Here is a 15,000-nt window from a genome sequence, read left to right on the forward strand (position 1 = left end):
TCGGGGCCAAGCACGACGACATCACCTACGGTCACGGGTTTCTGCCCGAACTCACTGAACAAGATCGCCGAACCATCACGCACAATGATGACCTTCACGCAGTCGAATGCCAATGGTCCGATGGGTCGATGTACCGTTTGGGTCCGAGCCAGGAGAACTTGGTACTCGACCAACTCTCGCCTCATCGATGCACCTGACGCCGCTGAGTCTGGTACTCGGTGAGTGGGAGAGCACCTGTTCATTTGCGCTCACGACTCGCTCATCGGGTCGGAGCGCTGTTTGCCATCCGGCATCCGAAGGGCTCTGGCGCCCTTGCCCCTGCAAGCTAGGTGCTTGGATCGCCCTCTTGGGGACAGTGGGGCCATGATGCCGGTTTCATGCTCTACGATCCACCGGAGTTACGGCCGAGTCGCACGGTGAAGACCCAGTGGAGGGTTTGGCAGCAGCGTCGCACGGTGAGGCTGAGGTGCCCGTGTTCGGCGAGGGTCTGCAGGCTGCGGGTGATGATGCTCATTGCTGTTGCTCCTGGCTCATGACTTCACGAGGCGTGCGATCGCGGCTGAGGCCTCGCGGAGTTTCTGCTCGGCGTCGGCGGTATCGGTTTCGATGGCGTTGGTGACGCAGTGTTTGAGGTGGTCATCGAGCAACCCCAGCGCGACGTTGTTCAGCGCGGAGGTGATCGCGCTGATCTGAGTGAGGATGTCGATGCAGTAGTTGTCCTCGTCGATCATGCGGTGGATGCCACGAGTCTGGCCCTCAATGCGCTTGAGCCTGGCGAGGTAGCGGTTCTTGTCGCTGATGTAGCCGTGGCCGGTCGCCGCATCTTCAACGGTGGGTGCGGTGGTGGTCATGGTGTGTCCTTATCGTTCAGAGCGGTCGAGGATTCTGTCGGTGCTCGCTTCGGGGGTGAGGTCGAGGCGGCGCAGCAGTTGGGCGTTGAGGGCGACCACGACGGTGGAGACCGACATGAGGATCGCGCCGATGCTCATGGGCAGCACGAACCCGACCGGCGCCAACACGCCGGCGGCCAGCGGTACGGCGGCCAGGTTGTAGCCGGCGGCCCACCACAGGTTCTGCTTCATCTTCCGGTAGCTGGCACGGGAGAGCTCGAACACCGAGAGCACCGAGCGCGGATCAGAGGAGGCCAGGATCACCCCCGCGGAACCAATGGCCACATCGGTGCCGGCGCCGATGGCGATACCGACATCGGCTTGGGCCAGGGCGGGGGCGTCGTTGACACCATCACCGACCATCGCGACCTTGCGACCCTCGTCCTGGAGCTCTTTGACCTTGGCTGACTTGTCTTCCGGGCGGACGCCTGCGAAGACCCGGTCGATACCCAGGTCTTTGGCGACGGTCTCTGCCACGGCTTGGGCGTCTCCGGTGATCATGACCACCTGCACCCCGCGGGCGTGGAGGGCATCGACGGCGTCGCGGGACTCAGGCCGGATCTCATCGGCCAGGCGCAGCGCTCCGATGACTTCTCCGTCGGCGAGGACGTGGAGGATGATCGCTCCTTCCTCGCGCCAGGTGTCAGCCACCGGCAACTCGTCTCGATTCTGCTGTTCGAGCAGATACGGGCCACCGACCTCGACCACCACTGAATCGACGGTGGCTTTGACCCCGACAGCCGGTGAGGAGGAGAAGTCCGAGGCCCTGGGCACCCGGAGCTCCTTGTTGCTGGCGGCACCGACAATCGCTCGGGCCAGTGGGTGCTCACTGTCTGCCTCAGCGGCTGCGGCCAGCGCCAGCACCTCATCCTCATTGCGTCCCCCGACCGGCTCGATGGCGGTCACGGTGGGCTCACCCTTGGTCAGGGTGCCGGTCTTATCAAAGAGCACCGAGTCCACGGTGCGCATCGACTCCAGCGCGAGACGATCCTTGACCAGCACCCCGCCGCGGGCGGCTCGTTCGGTGGCAATCGAGACCACCAGAGGGATGGCGAGGCCGAGTGCATGCGGGCAGGCGATCACCAGCACGGTGATGGTGCGCACCACCGCGGCATCGGGCATCCCGAGCAGCGCCCAGGTGATCGCGGTGATCACCGCAGCCCCCAGGGCGAACCAGAACAGCCAGGCCGCTGCAGTATCGGCGATCCTCTGCGCGCGGGACGATGACGCCTGGGCATCAGTCACGAGCTTCTGGATTCCTGCCAGGGCGGTGTCATCCCCGATCGCGGTGACCTCGACCCGGACTCCGGAGTCGGTGGCGACGGTGCCGGCGACGACGTGGTCGCCGGTCTCACGCCGTACTGGCTTGGACTCCCCGGTGACCATGGACTCATCCATGGACGCCGAGCCGTCGACGATCTTGCCGTCGGCCGGTACTGAGGAGCCGGGACGGACGATCACCACATCCCCGACGGCGAGGTCGGCCGGGGCGACTTTCACCACGTCGTCGCCGTCGACCTTCTCGGCCTCATCGGGCAGCAGGGCGGCAAGGGAGTCCAGCGCCGAGGTGGTCTGGGCGAGGGAGCGCATCTCGATCCAGTGACCCAGCAGCATGATCACCACCAGCAGGGCCAGCTCCCACCAGAAGTTCAGCTCATGATCCAGGATATGCAGGGTCGCGCCCCAGGAGGCGATGAACGCGACCGTGATCGCCAAGCCGATCAGCAGCATCATGCCCGGTTTGCGCGAGCGGATCTCGCTGACCGCACCGGTCAGGAACGGCCAGCCGCCCCAGAAGTAGACGATGGTGCCCAAGATCGGGGAGACCCACCACACCCATTCGGCCTCGGGCAGGTGGTAGCCGACCAGGTGGGCGAACATCTCATTGAACCCCACCACCGGGATCGCCAGGGCGAGCATGATCCAGAACAACCGGCGAAACTGCCCCACATGATCCCCATGACCCGCGTGCCCGCCATGACCGCCGTGTCCAGCGTGTCCGGCGTGGCCACTGTGGTCGTCATGACCGCCGTGGTGCTCATGACCGTTGTGGCCGTGGTGGTCGTCATGACTGCTGTGTCCATGGTGACCGTGATGACCGTGGCCGTGATGCTCAGACTGGTCGTCGTGCATCGTGTGCTCACCACCATGGTCGTGGTGGTGGCCACTGTGTGTGTTGTTCATGCCGGTCTCATTTCTCCTGTTCGGTTCGACCCGTGCTCGCCTCCGTGGTTCAGCGGTGGGGTCAGCTCGTGGGTTCGATCTCGCTTTCAACGACCCACTTGTGATTGGTCATGGTCATGCCGTCGGCCTCGTAATCAACGACGTAGACGGTCTCGTCGGTGGAGGAGGCGATCGTCGCGGTGACGCCTGCCATGCCCTCCATGTGATCGGCCAGCAGCACCACCTCGGCACCGTCGGCGAGACGCTCGTCACCGGCGTCCTCGATCTCTTCCTGCACGACCCACTGGTGATCGGTGACAGGTTCGCCGCCTTCGGGGGTGTAGTCGACGGAGTAGGTGTAGGTGTCGTAGGCGCCGACGATGGTCGCTGTCGCGCCGTCCATGCCGTGCATGTGATCTGCGGTCAGCGTCAGCTCTGAGCCGATTGGGTATTCGGGGTCGGCGGTCTCGTTCATACCTTCGGGCACCGGTCCGCCGTCAGTCGGGTGTTCCATATCGCCGTGGCCTCCGTGGTCGTCGTGTTCTGCCGACGGCTCTGAGGTCGTCGGTTCATCGTTATCTGCCGAAGCACAGCCGGCCAGCATCAACGCGCTGCATAGTGCTGCGGCTCCCAGGGTGAGTCTCAGTTTCTTCTTCATGTGTCTGGTCCTTGCTTTTCTGCGTTGGCTCCGCTGGCGGTGGCCACAGGGCGCCGAGTGGTGGATTCCGCGCTTGCCGGTAGAGCTGCGTTGGCAAGCGCGGAATCCGTTGTCCCTGTGCGGTTTCAGGCCGCGTTGGCGTACCGGTCGGGGTCGGCGTCGAAGAGCGGGCCGCAGGCCGCGCAGCAGAACCAGTACCGCTCACCGTTGTAGTCGCGGTAGAGCCCGGCGGCCTCAGCGTCTGACTTGATGACCGGGGTGCCGGCCATGACCAGGCACTCGGTGACATCGTCGCTGTTCGCCTTAGCGAGGTCCTCGGTGTTGGGAGCGTGGCCGCTGCAGCCGCCAGAGGCGCTGCCGTGGTCGTGATCGTTTCCGTGGTTGTGGTGGTCGTGTGCAGTCATCGTGAATGGTGTCCTTTCTGATTTGATGACGGGTTCTTCTCAGACCTGCGCCGGCTCGCGTGCCGGGACAGGGGCACTGTCTGCTGGGGTGTTCTGGTTGTCGGCCTTGGCCTTGAACCTGCGCAGCCTCAGGCTGTTGGAGACCACCGAGACGGACGAGAAGGCCATGGCCGCTCCGGCGAGCATCGGATTCAACAGCCCGAAGGCCGCAATCGGGATGGCGGCGCTGTTGTAGCCGAAGGCCCAGAACAGGTTCTGCTTGATCGTGCGCAGCGTGCGCCTCGCGAGCCGGATCGCATCCGCGGCCGCCCGCAGGTCACCGCGGACCAGGGTGATATCAGCGGCTTCGATGGCGACATCGGTGCCGGTGCCCATCGCCAGGCCGAGGTCGGCTTGGGCCAGGGCGGGGGCGTCGTTGACGCCGTCACCGACCATGGCCACGACCTTGCCTTCGCCCTGGAGGCGGGCGACGACGTCGACCTTGTCCTTCGGCAGCACTTCGGCGATGACCTCGGTGATGCCGACCTCGGCGGCGACCTGCTCGGCCACGGTCTGGTTGTCCCCGGTCAGCAGCACCGGAGTCAGACCCAGGTCCTTGAACTGGCTGATCGCCTCAGCACTGGTGGGCTTGATCTGGTCAGAGACCACCAGCACCCCGCGTGCCTGGCCGTCCCAGCCGACGGTGATCGCGGTCTTGCCCTCGGACTCTGCGGCCTGCTTGGCGGCTTTGAGCTCCTCGTCGAGGTGCATCGACCAATCAGCCAGCAGCGCCTCTCGGCCGGCGACCACGGCGTGACCGTCGACGACGCCTTGGACGCCCTTGCCCTCGATGTTGTCGAAGGACTCCGGGGCGGGCAGTTCGCCGACCTGTGCGGTGGCGCCTGCGGCGATGGCCTGGGCGATGGGGTGCTCGGAGTAGTCCTCAAGCCCGCCGGCGATCCGCAGCAACTGATCACGGTCCACGCCTTCGGCGGGGAGCACATCGGTCAGGGTCATCTTGCCGGTGGTGACGGTGCCGGTCTTGTCCAGCACGATTGTGTCGACCTTCTTCGTGGACTCCAGCACCTCGGGGCCTTTGATGAGCACGCCCATCTGGGCTCCGCGTCCGGTGCCGACCAGCAGCGCGGTCGGTGCGGCTAGGCCCATGGCGCAGGGGCAGGCGATGATCAGCACCGCCACGGTGGCGGTGAACGCGGCACTGACCGGGAACCCGGCCATCAGCCAGGCGCCCAGGGCGGCGACCGCCACAGCGATCGCGATCGGCACGAACACACCCGAGACCCGATCGACCAGGCGCTGAATCTCGGCCTTGCCGGACTGTGCGTCCTCGACCATCTTCGCCATCTGCGCCAGCTGGGTATCCGAACCGACCCTGCTGGCCTTCACGACCAGGCGACCACCGGCGTTGACGGTGGCTCCGGCGACAGTGTCACCCACAGAGACTTCCACGGGCACGGATTCGCCGGTGAGCATCGAGGCATCGATCGCGGAGTTCCCGGAGGTGATCACCCCGTCGGTGGCGATCTTCTCACCAGGCCTGACCACGAACTCGTCACCGACCGACAGCTCATCGATGGAGACGCGTTCTTCCTTGCCGTTTCGCAGGATCGAGACTTCCTTGGCGCCGAGTTCCAGCAGGGCACGCAGGGCGGCCCCGGCTTGGCGCGTGGAGGTCTTCTCGAAGTAGCGGCCCAGCAGCACGAAGGTGATCACCCCGGCGGCGACCCCCAGGTAGATGTGCCCCAGTCCGTCGCTGCGGGAGATGGTCAGCTCGAAGGGGTGGACCACCCCGCGGTCCCCGGCGGTGCCGAAGAACAACGCCACCAGTGACCAGATCAGTGCGGCACTGGTGCCCACCGAGATCAGCGTGTCCATGGTCGCGGCACCGTAGTTTGAAGTTCGCCCAGGCGGCCTTGTGGAAGGGCCATCCGGCCCACACCACCACCGGGGCGGCCAGGGCCAGGGAGGCGAAGCCCCAGAAGTCGAACTGCAGCGCGGGGATCATCGCCATCAGGATCACCGGCACCGCCAGGATCGCTGCACCGATCAGCCGCTGTTTGAGCACCCTGATCTCGGCATCCTCGCGAGACTCGCCCTCCTCAGCCTCACGGGGCTTCTCGCCCTTGGGGGCGGGAAGTTCGGCGGTGTAGCCGGTCTTCTCCACCTCGGCGATGAGTAGGCCCGGGTCGTAGCCTTCGGGGGCGGTGACGCTGGCCTTTTCGGTGGCGTAGTTCACGCTGGCTTCGACGCCGTCGAGCTTGTTGAGCTTCTTCTCGATCCGGTTGGCGCAGGAGGCGCAGGTCATGCCACCGATCTGCAGCTCAACACCGGCGAGATTCACGCTCGTGCTGGTCTCTTGTGCGCTGGTGTTCTCAGTGGTCATGGTCCTCTCCTTCCCCATTGCCCTCCTGGCCCTGCCCGTCACCGCTGCTTATGGTGTCGATCACCAGCGGGGCGGTATGCACCTGCCCATTGACCTGGAAGTCCAGGTAGAGCAGGTAGCGGCCCTCGGTGGGGGCGGTGGCCTCGAAGACGATCTCCGGACCGGAGGTCTCACCGGCTTCGGGCGCATCCCCGTGGGGGTGGACGTGCAGGTAGGCCAGATCTCCGTCGCGCAGAGCGACTAGGTGACCGAACGCCCCCAGGTAGGGCTCCAGCGCAGTGACCGGTTCGCCCTCGCGGGTGACGGTCATGGTCAGCTCGGATGCTGAACCTGCGACGAGGTCACCTTCCACTGCGACGTCGAACCCGTTGACCGTGGTCTGAGCGGCAGGCTCGGCCGGAACTGACTCGTAGTCGCCGTCGATCTGCACCGTGGTCGACAGGGTCAGGCCCTCCCCGGTTTCAGCGGGCACGAAGTCCGCGAAGATCCGGTAGGTACCGGCCTCTTCCCACCGCCAGGGGATGGACCAGGTGCCGTCCTCGTCGCGTTCGGGGTGGACGTGGGCGAAGTGCTGCCCGTCAGCTCGAACGGCGATCAGGTGCATCTCTTCTTCGTGATCGAGTTCGAAGTCGGTCACCGGGTGCCCGTCGGGGCCTCGAACGGCGAACGTCAGCTCGCCCTCGTCGCCGGTTCCGGTGGGGGCGCTCACGCTGGTGAGCTGGTAGCCGTCTTGGGCCAGGCCGAGGCCGAGCGAGGCCGCATCGGCCTCGTGGCCCTCATGCCCGCCGTTCATCTGATCTCCTTCGTCGTGTTCGTCTGTTCCGTGATGGTCTTCTGGGGTCTCTTCGACCCAGGCCTGCACGGTTGCCTCGGGGACGACCGTGTTCGCTGTGAATCCGGCCACGGCGAACACGGCCACGAGGATCAGCCCGTACAGGCCCAGCCGTGCAGGGGCCTTCATGTTCAGCTCCTGACGGCGGTGTAGCCGGCCTCGTCGACCGCGGCGATCACCGCGGCATCATCGACGGGCTGCTCAGCGGTGACGGCCAGGTGCCCGGTCTGGGCGCTGACCTCGATGCCGGTGACCCCGTCGATTTCGGAGACCTCGCTGCGGATCGCACCCTCGCAGTGCCCGCAGCTCATCCCGGTCACCTGGTACTCAGTCGTGGTTGGCATAATCTCTAACTCCTTCACTCGTGTATGACTTATTCGAGACTATACCCATAGGGGGTATAGGTCAACTGGTGGTCGTGTCAGCGGCCTCGTCGGCTTGCTGCGCTTCGCCGGTGGGGCGGACGTGGCGCAGCCGGGTGGCGGCGATGATCGCCGCGAGGACTGCGATGGATGCGGAGACGATCGCGGCGGTGTTCAGTCCGCCGGTGAAGGCCTCCTGCGCTGCGCTGATGAGCTGCTCACCGAGCGCTCCGGGCAACTCGGCTGCGGTGGCCATCGCGCCGTCTACGCTGTCCGATGCCGCCGCGGCCGCATCGGCAGGCAGCCCGTCGGGCAGCAGCCCGCCGATCTGGTTCCGGTAGGCGGCGATCCCCACACTGCCGATCACGGCGACACCCAGGGAGATGCCCAGGTCGTTCGCGGTGGTCGCCAGTCCCGAGGCGCCTCCGGCCCTCGCCGGTGGCACCGAGCTGACGACGAGGTCCGTGGTCAGCGCCATCGAGGGCGCCACGCCGGGGTAGGTGATCACGAAGGACGCGATCACCAGCGCCAGACCGGTGCCGGCATCGAGCTGGGTGAACAGGATGTAGCCGACCACCTGCGTGAGCAGGCCGATCGCGATCACATTGCCGGGACGGAACTTCCGGGCGAAGACCGGCGAGAGCGTGGAGACCACGATCAGCACCGCCGCCGCGGGCAGGATGGACAAACCGGCTTGCAGGGGCGAGAGTTCCTGGACCTGCTGGAGGTACTGGGTGAACAGCGAGTACACCCCGCCCAGCGCCGCGGCCGAGAGCAGGAACACTGCCAGCGCTCCGGACACAGTGCGGTTGGCGAACAGCCGCACATCCAGCAGGGGTTTCTCGGCCCGCAGCTGGCGGATGACGAACCAGAGCCCGACCAACGCGCCGGCGACCAGCAGGGCGATCGAGGGGCCGGCCGGCTCCTGGGCGGCGAAGCGCTTGATGCCGTAGATGATCGCCAGCAGTCCGCCGACCAGCAGCAGGGCGCTGAACAGGTCGATCTTCGCGGTCGGGTCCTTGTGCTCGGGCAGCAGCAGCGGGGCGCCGATGACGACCAGGGCCATGATCGGCACCGCGACCAGGAAGGTGGCCTGCCAGCCGAAGCCCTCCAGTAGCAGTCCTGAGAGCAGCGGGCCGAGTGCGACGCCTGCGGAGATGCCGCCGGCCCACACGCCGATGGCCACGCCGCGCTGCTTGGCGTCGGCGAAGAGGACGAAGATCAAGCCCAGGGTGGCCGGGATCATCATGGCTGCGGCCAGGCCCAGGATCGCGCGCCAGGTGATCATCAGTTCGGCGCTCGTGGTCAAGGATGCCGCGATGGAGACGCCGGCGAAGAGGATCGCCCCGATGATCATGAGCAGGCGCTTGCCGATCCGGTCGCCGAGGACGCCCATGGCGACGAGGAAGCCGGCCATGACGAAGCCGTAGATGTCCAGAATCCATAGCAGCTGGGTGCTCGACGGGTTCAGGTCGGCGGCCATGTTCGGCGCGGCCAAAAACAGGATGGTCAGCATCATGAACAGCAGCGTTGAGGGGGTGACCAGCACGGCCAGGCCCCACCACTGCTTCGCCCCGGCCTTGGGGGCTGGCGCGTTGGTGGTCTGGTTCATGACCGGTCACCTCCTGCGCGTGTCGTGTTGGTCGTTCTCATGGCTCGTGCTCCTTCCTTCGCCTGGTCTCGGGTGGCTTGTTGTCACCCGCACACACCAACTCATACGTGCATGTCTGACTTGTAACGGCTACGCTATCTCATACATTCCCGTCCGAGATAGTGAGGTGGAGAAGTCGTGACGCAGAAGATGGCCGGAACCGGCAGGAGAGGCGCGGCGAACCAGCGCGCCGACGCCCAGCGCAACCGGGCGAAGATTCTCGCCGCCACGGTGACCGCGATCCGCAAGAACCCCGATGCGTCTCTGTCCGACATCGCCGCCGAGGCCGGCACAGGACGTCAGACGCTCTACGGGCACTTCCGCACCCGCCCCGAACTGATCGACGCGGCACTGGCCGACAGCATCGAACGCGGCGAGGAGGTGCTGAGCCAGGTGCCCTTGGACGGTGATCCCGTCGAGGCGTTCCAGCGGCTGGTCGCCTCCAGCTGGGTGCTGGTCGATCGCTCCCGCGCCCTGCTGGCCGCCGCGCAGAAGGAGCTGCCAGCCACCAGGATTCGCGAGATGCACGAGAAGGCCGAGGCTCGCATGCGGGGACTGCTCGAACGCGGCCAAAACGAAGGCGCGTTCCGCTCTGATCTGCCGGTGAGCTGGCTGCTGACCACCACCCACGTGGTGATGAACGGCGCAGCGGAGGAGGTCCGTGCCGACCGGCTCGACCCCGAGGATGCACCGTGGTTCATCGATGCGATCCTGCTGCCTGCGTTCACCAGCCCCGCACAGCCTGGGCAGCCGCGATGAGCCAGGCGAGCATCGGCATTCTCGGCGCCGGAGCAGCCGGAGTCGCCGCCGCGAAGACCCTGCGCGCAGCCAATCCTGAGGTGCAAATCGATCTGCTCACACGCACCGGGGAGCGCCCCTTCAACCGCACGCTGGTCAACAAGGGTGTGGCGATTGGCTTGCTCTCCCCCGACCAAGCGGCTGTCCCGGATGCCGGTGCAACGTTCGTGGCAGACACCGTGCGTGGCATCGACCCTCGCAGCCGCCAGGTGCATCTTGCCTCTGGCGAGAGTCGCGCCTATGACGGGATGATCATCGCCACCGGCAGCCGGCCCCGCACGCTGGGAGAAGATGTCCTCGGCCGCGACGACGGCCTGGCCAGCGGCAGGCTCACCACCTTGCATTCGCTGACCGATGCCACCGGTATCCGCGACCGGCTCGCGGCCCTTCCCAGCTCGGCACGGGTGCTGGTCCTCGGCGCTGGGGTGCTTGCCGCAGAGACCGCCTCACTGCTGAGCACCGCTGGACACGATGTCGCCCTGATCAGCCGTTCCACCCTGCCAGGTGCCTCAGTATTCGGGGAGCACATCGCCAAGAAACTCCTGGACCTACACCAGGCACGCGGGGCGACCTACCTGGGCCGCACCATCCAGGCAGTGCGCACCCACCCCGACCACATCGCCATCGTCCTCGACGGCGGGGACCGGGTCGAAGGTGATCTTGCGATCATCGCCCACGGCACCCTCCCAGCAGCCCCCTCACCGTGGAACGGCCCCGAAGGAATTCCGGTCGATGACCGACTGCGACTACGAGAGGCACCAGATCAGCGCATCTACGCCGCCGGTGGCGTCGTTATCCATGAGCATCCAGACCTCGGCGCGTATCGCATCGATCACTGGGACGACGCCGCAGCCCAAGGAGCCCACGCCGCACACACGCTGCTGTACGACCACGGTCTCGGTGACGACCCCGGCGCTTACCGGCCGGTCTCGACGTTCACCTCCAGCATCCACGGGCACATCCTCGCCGGAGCCGGACACCCGACCCCCGGAAGCACCGCACGACTGATCTCCGATGATCCAACAGTGGTGCTCCACGAACACGCCGGAGCGCCGGTCGCGGCTACCGGCCTTGACGCCGTCGCACTCGTCCACCAGTGGGCACCGCGCCTGCACCACCCACACGAAACCACGAACCAGCCTGAGTAGAGACCGATGTATCAACGAACCACCGTCCGAACCGCCACCGCGATCATTGCAGCCCTGCTGATCGCTGTGTTCACCGCCAGCTGCTCTACCGGAGAGAGCCCTGCCACCACGGATGCGAGCGAGAACTGGCTTGCCGACTACGACCTCGATGGTCTCGACGGGCGAGAGATCACCGAGTACCTCGATGCGATGCCGGTCGCAGACCGGCCGGAGGAGCTGATCGCCTCGGTCGAACCCCACACGCTCGTGCTCTACGACACCAGCGGCAACGAGACCACCGTCCCGCTGCCGGAGGACGAGTTCTACCTCGCCTTCGCCCCGTTCATCGAGCACACCCACGACTGCCACTTCCACAGCCTCACCACCTGCCTGGGAGAACTGGCCAACGAGGAGATCGAAATCACCGTCACCGACGAGACTGATGCGGTGCTCGTCGATGAGACCGTGCGCACCTACGACAACGGCTTCGCCGGGCTCTGGCTGCCCCGTGGCATCGAAGCCACCCTCACCGTCACCCAGGGTGAGCGCTCTGCCACGGTTCCGATCTCCACCTCCGAGGACGCCCCGACCTGCCTCACCACGCTGCAGCTGACCTGATCGATTCGAGCAGACAAAGAGGGCCACCGCCATCATGACCACCACTTTCACCGCAGCCGATCTGCTGGTCGCAGCACTGGAGAACGAAGGCGTCGATCGCATCTTCGGACTGCCTGGCGAAGAGAACCTCGATCTACTCGACGCGATCCGCCGCTCCAGCATCGAACTGGTCCTGACCCGTCACGAGCAGGCAGCCGCCTTCATGGCCGCCACCCACGGGCGACTCACCGGCCGCCCAGGGGTGTGCCTGACCACGCTCGGCCCCGGTGCCCTCAACCTATCCACCGGAGCGGCCTATGCGCTGCTCGGGGCGATGCCGATGGTCATGATCACCGGCCAGAAAGGCATCCTCACCGCCGCGCAGGCACGCTTCCAGATCGTGGACACGATCGCGGCGATGAAGCCGCTGACCAAGATGACCCAGCAGATCGTCTCGCCCGGCACGATCCCCACCCTGGTCCGCGAAGCCTTCCGTGTCGCACAGGCTGAACGGCCCGGCCCGGTGCACCTAGAACTTCCCGAAGACATCGCCGCCACCGCCACACCCCGCCTGGACCTCATGAAGCCCGCTCACCCCGTCCTGCCCACCGCCAGCGCCGAGGCGATCAACACGGCCGTCGAGGTGATCTCGGGAGCCAAGCGTCCGTTGATCATGCTCGGTGCTGCCGCAGCACGACCACGATGCACCCAGGCGCTGACCGAGTTCGTCTCCCACTCGCGGATTCCGTTCTTCACCACCCAGATGGGCAAGGGCACCGTCTCCGGATGCACCGACCTCTACCTGGGCACCGCCGCCCTGACCGAGGGCGACTACCTGCACGAGGCCGTCGACCAAGCCGACGTGATCATCACCATCGGCCACGACACCGTCGAAAAGCCCCCGTTCACCATGCGAGCCAACGGGCCACGGGTCGTGCATCTCGACTACCAGCCTGCCACCGTCGAAGAGGTCTACACCCCGCACCTGGAAGTCACAGGTGATCTCCACCACACCCTGCACGCCCTCACCGAACAACTCGCCGGCCACGTACCGCACGCCGGAGCACTGATGCCGCTGCGTGAGCGCATCCTCGCGAAGGTCGCCGACAGAGCCACCGAGGACCGGCTCACCCCGCAACACATCGTGCACCAGGTCCATCAGGTCATGCCCAATGACGGCATCGTCGCCCTCGATAACGGCATGTACAAAATCTGGTTCGCCCGCAACTACCGCACCACCACCGCGAACACGCTCCTACTCGACAACGCCCTGGCCACCATGGGAGCCGGCCTACCCTCGGCGATCACTGCCGCGCTCCTGCACCCGAGCCGTCGGGTCATGGTCGTCTGCGGCGATGGCGGGTTCATGATGAACAGCCAAGAGCTCGAAACCGCCGTCCGCCTCCGCCTCAACCTCGTGGTTGTGATCCTCGATGACCACGCCTACGGCATGATCCGATGGAAACAAGCCGTCGACGGGTTCCCGGACTACGGCATGACCTTCGGCAACCCCGACTTCGTCGCCTACGCAAGGGCATACGGCGCCACCGGCACCCACATCACCCAAGCGGCGCAGCTTGGCCCCGCCCTGGAAGACGCATTCGCCCAGGGCGGAGTGCAGCTCATCCACGTCCCGGTGGACTACTCCGAGAACACCCGCGTCCTCATCGAGGAGCTCCAGCACCGATCCGCTATCCATCAAAGGCAGTCCGTACCGGATTGATTGCTCACCGGGCCCTCCGCACCAAGAAGCGGTCACCGACGCTCTCCGTACTGGGAAAAACGGCTACCACAGAGCCGAACAACGCACTGGGACGGATACCGCTGTCGGGCTCTCCGCGGCACGAGACGTCTCTAGGGTCTGTTTCAGTAAGGGTGTTTCCGGCGGTTTCATTTAGTAGGTCTCCGCGGCCGGCCAGCGGTCTGCGAAGGTGATGGCGAAGGCATTCAGCGCAGGCTTCCAGCGCATCGTCCATCGGGTCTGTCCTCGACCGGTGGGGTCAAGGCTCCTGGTGACAAGATACAGGCATTTGAGCGCGGCCTGCTCGGTGGGGAAATGTCCCCGGGCCTTCACAGCTCTGCGGTATCGAGCGTTGAGGCTCTCTATAGCGTTGGTCGAGCAGATGACCTTGCGGATCTCCACGTCATAATCCAGGAAAGGGAGGGTCTGCTGAAGGTTCGGTTGACTTCAAGACTGCTTAGAAAGCAGGAAGGATGGAAGTCATGCCGAAAGTCGTCTACACCGAGGAGTTTCGCCGGACCGCCGTGGAGCTGGTTGCTGGCGGGATGAGCCAGAAGCAGGTCTGCGCGGATATGGGCTGCTCGAAATCTGCGCTGCAGTCCTGGGTCCGGGCCGCGAAGCTCGAAGAGCACGGGATCGAGCCGGCTAAGGATGCTGAGGAGTCTCGGGAACAGGCGAAGATGCTGCGCCGGATCCGTGAGCTGGAGCAGGAGAACAAGGTCCTGCGCGAAGCTGCGGCGTATCTCTCCCAGGCGAATTTGAAGCTGGGTGGGGCCTCCCCAAAAGTACCCGCTCGTCCGCGATCTCGCCGCTTCAGGAATCCCTGTGGCGGTGACGTCCCGGGTGCTGAAGATCGCCCGCCAGCCCTATTACCGGTGGCTGGCCAACCCCATCACCGATGCCGAATGGGACCAGGCCCACCGGCTCAATGCCCTGATCGATGCTCACCGTGATGATCCTGAGTTCGGGTACCGATACCTGGCCGACACCGTGGAGGAGGTCGCCGGGGTCCACATGGCCCACCGCACCGCCTGGCGGCTCTGCGCCTCTCAGGGCGTGTTCTCGGTGATCAGCAAGCGTAAGAAGGGCAAGGGGACCCGTCCTCCGGGCCCGCCTGTCCACGATGATTTGGTGCAGCGGCAGTTCAGCACCGTGAAGAAAGTCAACGAAGTGTGGTTCACCGATATCGAGCGCCACGAGGCGCTTCTGAACCTTGCGGTGGTGAAAGGACACCGCTTCGCGTCTGTCGCAGCAGGCGTGTGATAGCTGGAGGACGATCTGCCGTGTTGGCGTGAACGCGGCGGGNGCAGGCGTGTGATAGCTGGAGGACGATCTGCCGTGTTGGCGTGAACGCGGCGGGTGGAGCAGTCCTCGACAACGACGAGTCGTATCAG

Annotated in this window: 13 protein-coding genes and 3 pseudogenes; 6 read left to right on the top strand and 10 right to left on the bottom strand. The window is 65.8% G+C overall.

Annotated features, from left to right (window positions below):
- Positions 1-382: 382 nt before the first annotated feature.
- The 9 genes and pseudogenes from HGQ17_RS15515 to HGQ17_RS07455 all read right to left on the bottom strand — a co-directional run bounded on the left by HGQ17_RS15515 (position 383) and on the right by HGQ17_RS07455 (position 9,304).
- A complete protein-coding gene (locus tag HGQ17_RS15515) occupies positions 383-514 on the bottom strand; it encodes a hypothetical protein (protein ID WP_267873161.1) in 132 nt (43 codons plus the stop codon).
- A 16-nt stretch (positions 515-530) separates the two neighbouring features.
- Positions 531-851 (bottom strand): metal-sensitive transcriptional regulator, encoded by a 321-nt coding sequence (locus HGQ17_RS07420; RefSeq protein WP_168887314.1) that lies wholly within the window; start codon positions 849-851, stop codon positions 531-533.
- A 9-nt stretch (positions 852-860) separates the two neighbouring features.
- Positions 861-3,023: a heavy metal translocating P-type ATPase gene (locus HGQ17_RS07425; protein ID WP_168887356.1), complete on the bottom strand. Its 2,163-nt coding sequence runs from the start codon at positions 3,021-3,023 to the stop codon at positions 861-863.
- Positions 3,024-3,135: 112 nt separating this feature from the next.
- Entirely contained in the window at positions 3,136-3,711 is a 576-nt protein-coding gene (locus HGQ17_RS07430) for a YdhK family protein (RefSeq protein WP_168887315.1), read from the bottom strand.
- 125 nt (positions 3,712-3,836) lie between these two features.
- The gene (locus tag HGQ17_RS07435) at positions 3,837-4,115 is read right to left on the bottom strand and encodes a YHS domain-containing protein (protein ID WP_168887316.1); all 279 of its coding nucleotides are present in this window, start codon (positions 4,113-4,115) and stop codon (positions 3,837-3,839) included.
- Between the two features lie 39 nt (positions 4,116-4,154).
- A pseudogene (locus tag HGQ17_RS07440) lies at positions 4,155-6,498 on the bottom strand (heavy metal translocating P-type ATPase).
- Positions 6,488-7,459: a heavy-metal-associated domain-containing protein gene (locus tag HGQ17_RS07445; protein ID WP_168887317.1), complete on the bottom strand. Its 972-nt coding sequence runs from the start codon at positions 7,457-7,459 to the stop codon at positions 6,488-6,490. The pseudogene HGQ17_RS07440 and the gene HGQ17_RS07445 overlap by 11 nt, the downstream one beginning before the upstream one ends.
- A 2-nt stretch (positions 7,460-7,461) precedes the next feature.
- Positions 7,462-7,674, bottom strand: coding sequence for a heavy-metal-associated domain-containing protein (locus HGQ17_RS07450; protein ID WP_168887318.1), 213 nt, complete (start codon positions 7,672-7,674; stop codon positions 7,462-7,464).
- Positions 7,675-7,735: 61 nt separating this feature from the next.
- Positions 7,736-9,304, bottom strand: a complete 1,569-nt coding sequence (locus tag HGQ17_RS07455; RefSeq protein ID WP_168887319.1) for an MFS transporter — start codon at positions 9,302-9,304, stop codon at positions 7,736-7,738.
- A gap of 177 nt (positions 9,305-9,481) precedes the next feature.
- On the opposite strand from HGQ17_RS07455, the gene HGQ17_RS07460 reads away from it, so the two are divergent.
- From HGQ17_RS07460 to HGQ17_RS07475, 4 genes are read left to right on the top strand one after another with little or no spacing between them, the layout of a single operon-like run.
- Positions 9,482-10,102 (top strand): TetR/AcrR family transcriptional regulator, encoded by a 621-nt coding sequence (locus tag HGQ17_RS07460; protein WP_324615218.1) that lies wholly within the window; start codon positions 9,482-9,484, stop codon positions 10,100-10,102.
- Positions 10,099-11,289 carry an FAD-dependent oxidoreductase gene (locus tag HGQ17_RS07465; RefSeq protein ID WP_168887320.1) on the top strand — a complete coding sequence of 397 codons (1,191 nt, stop codon included), beginning with the start codon at positions 10,099-10,101 and terminating at the stop codon, positions 11,287-11,289. Before HGQ17_RS07460 ends, HGQ17_RS07465 begins: the two co-directional genes overlap by 4 nt.
- Positions 11,290-11,295: 6 nt before the next feature.
- The gene (locus tag HGQ17_RS07470) at positions 11,296-11,886 is read left to right on the top strand and encodes a CueP family metal-binding protein (protein ID WP_168887321.1); all 591 of its coding nucleotides are present in this window, start codon (positions 11,296-11,298) and stop codon (positions 11,884-11,886) included.
- Between the two features lie 34 nt (positions 11,887-11,920).
- Positions 11,921-13,588 carry an acetolactate synthase large subunit gene (locus HGQ17_RS07475; RefSeq protein ID WP_168887322.1) on the top strand — a complete coding sequence of 556 codons (1,668 nt, stop codon included), beginning with the start codon at positions 11,921-11,923 and terminating at the stop codon, positions 13,586-13,588.
- 171 nt (positions 13,589-13,759) lie between these two features.
- On the opposite strand, the pseudogene HGQ17_RS07480 reads toward HGQ17_RS07475, so the two are convergent.
- Positions 13,760-14,038 (bottom strand): annotated as a pseudogene (locus HGQ17_RS07480) (transposase); the annotation flags it as partial.
- Between the two features lie 50 nt (positions 14,039-14,088).
- Here HGQ17_RS07480 and HGQ17_RS15855 point away from each other — a divergent pair.
- Together HGQ17_RS15855 and HGQ17_RS15270 are read left to right on the top strand one after the other, a co-directional pair.
- A pseudogene (locus tag HGQ17_RS15855) lies at positions 14,089-14,313 on the top strand (transposase); the annotation flags it as partial.
- Positions 14,314-14,431: 118 nt separating this feature from the next.
- Entirely contained in the window at positions 14,432-14,869 is a 438-nt protein-coding gene (locus tag HGQ17_RS15270) for a hypothetical protein (protein WP_229503381.1), read from the top strand.
- Positions 14,870-15,000: the final 131 nt, after the last annotated feature.

The organism is Nesterenkonia sedimenti, assembly GCF_012641515.1.
Classification (GTDB): Bacteria; Actinomycetota; Actinomycetes; order Actinomycetales; family Micrococcaceae; genus Nesterenkonia; species Nesterenkonia sedimenti.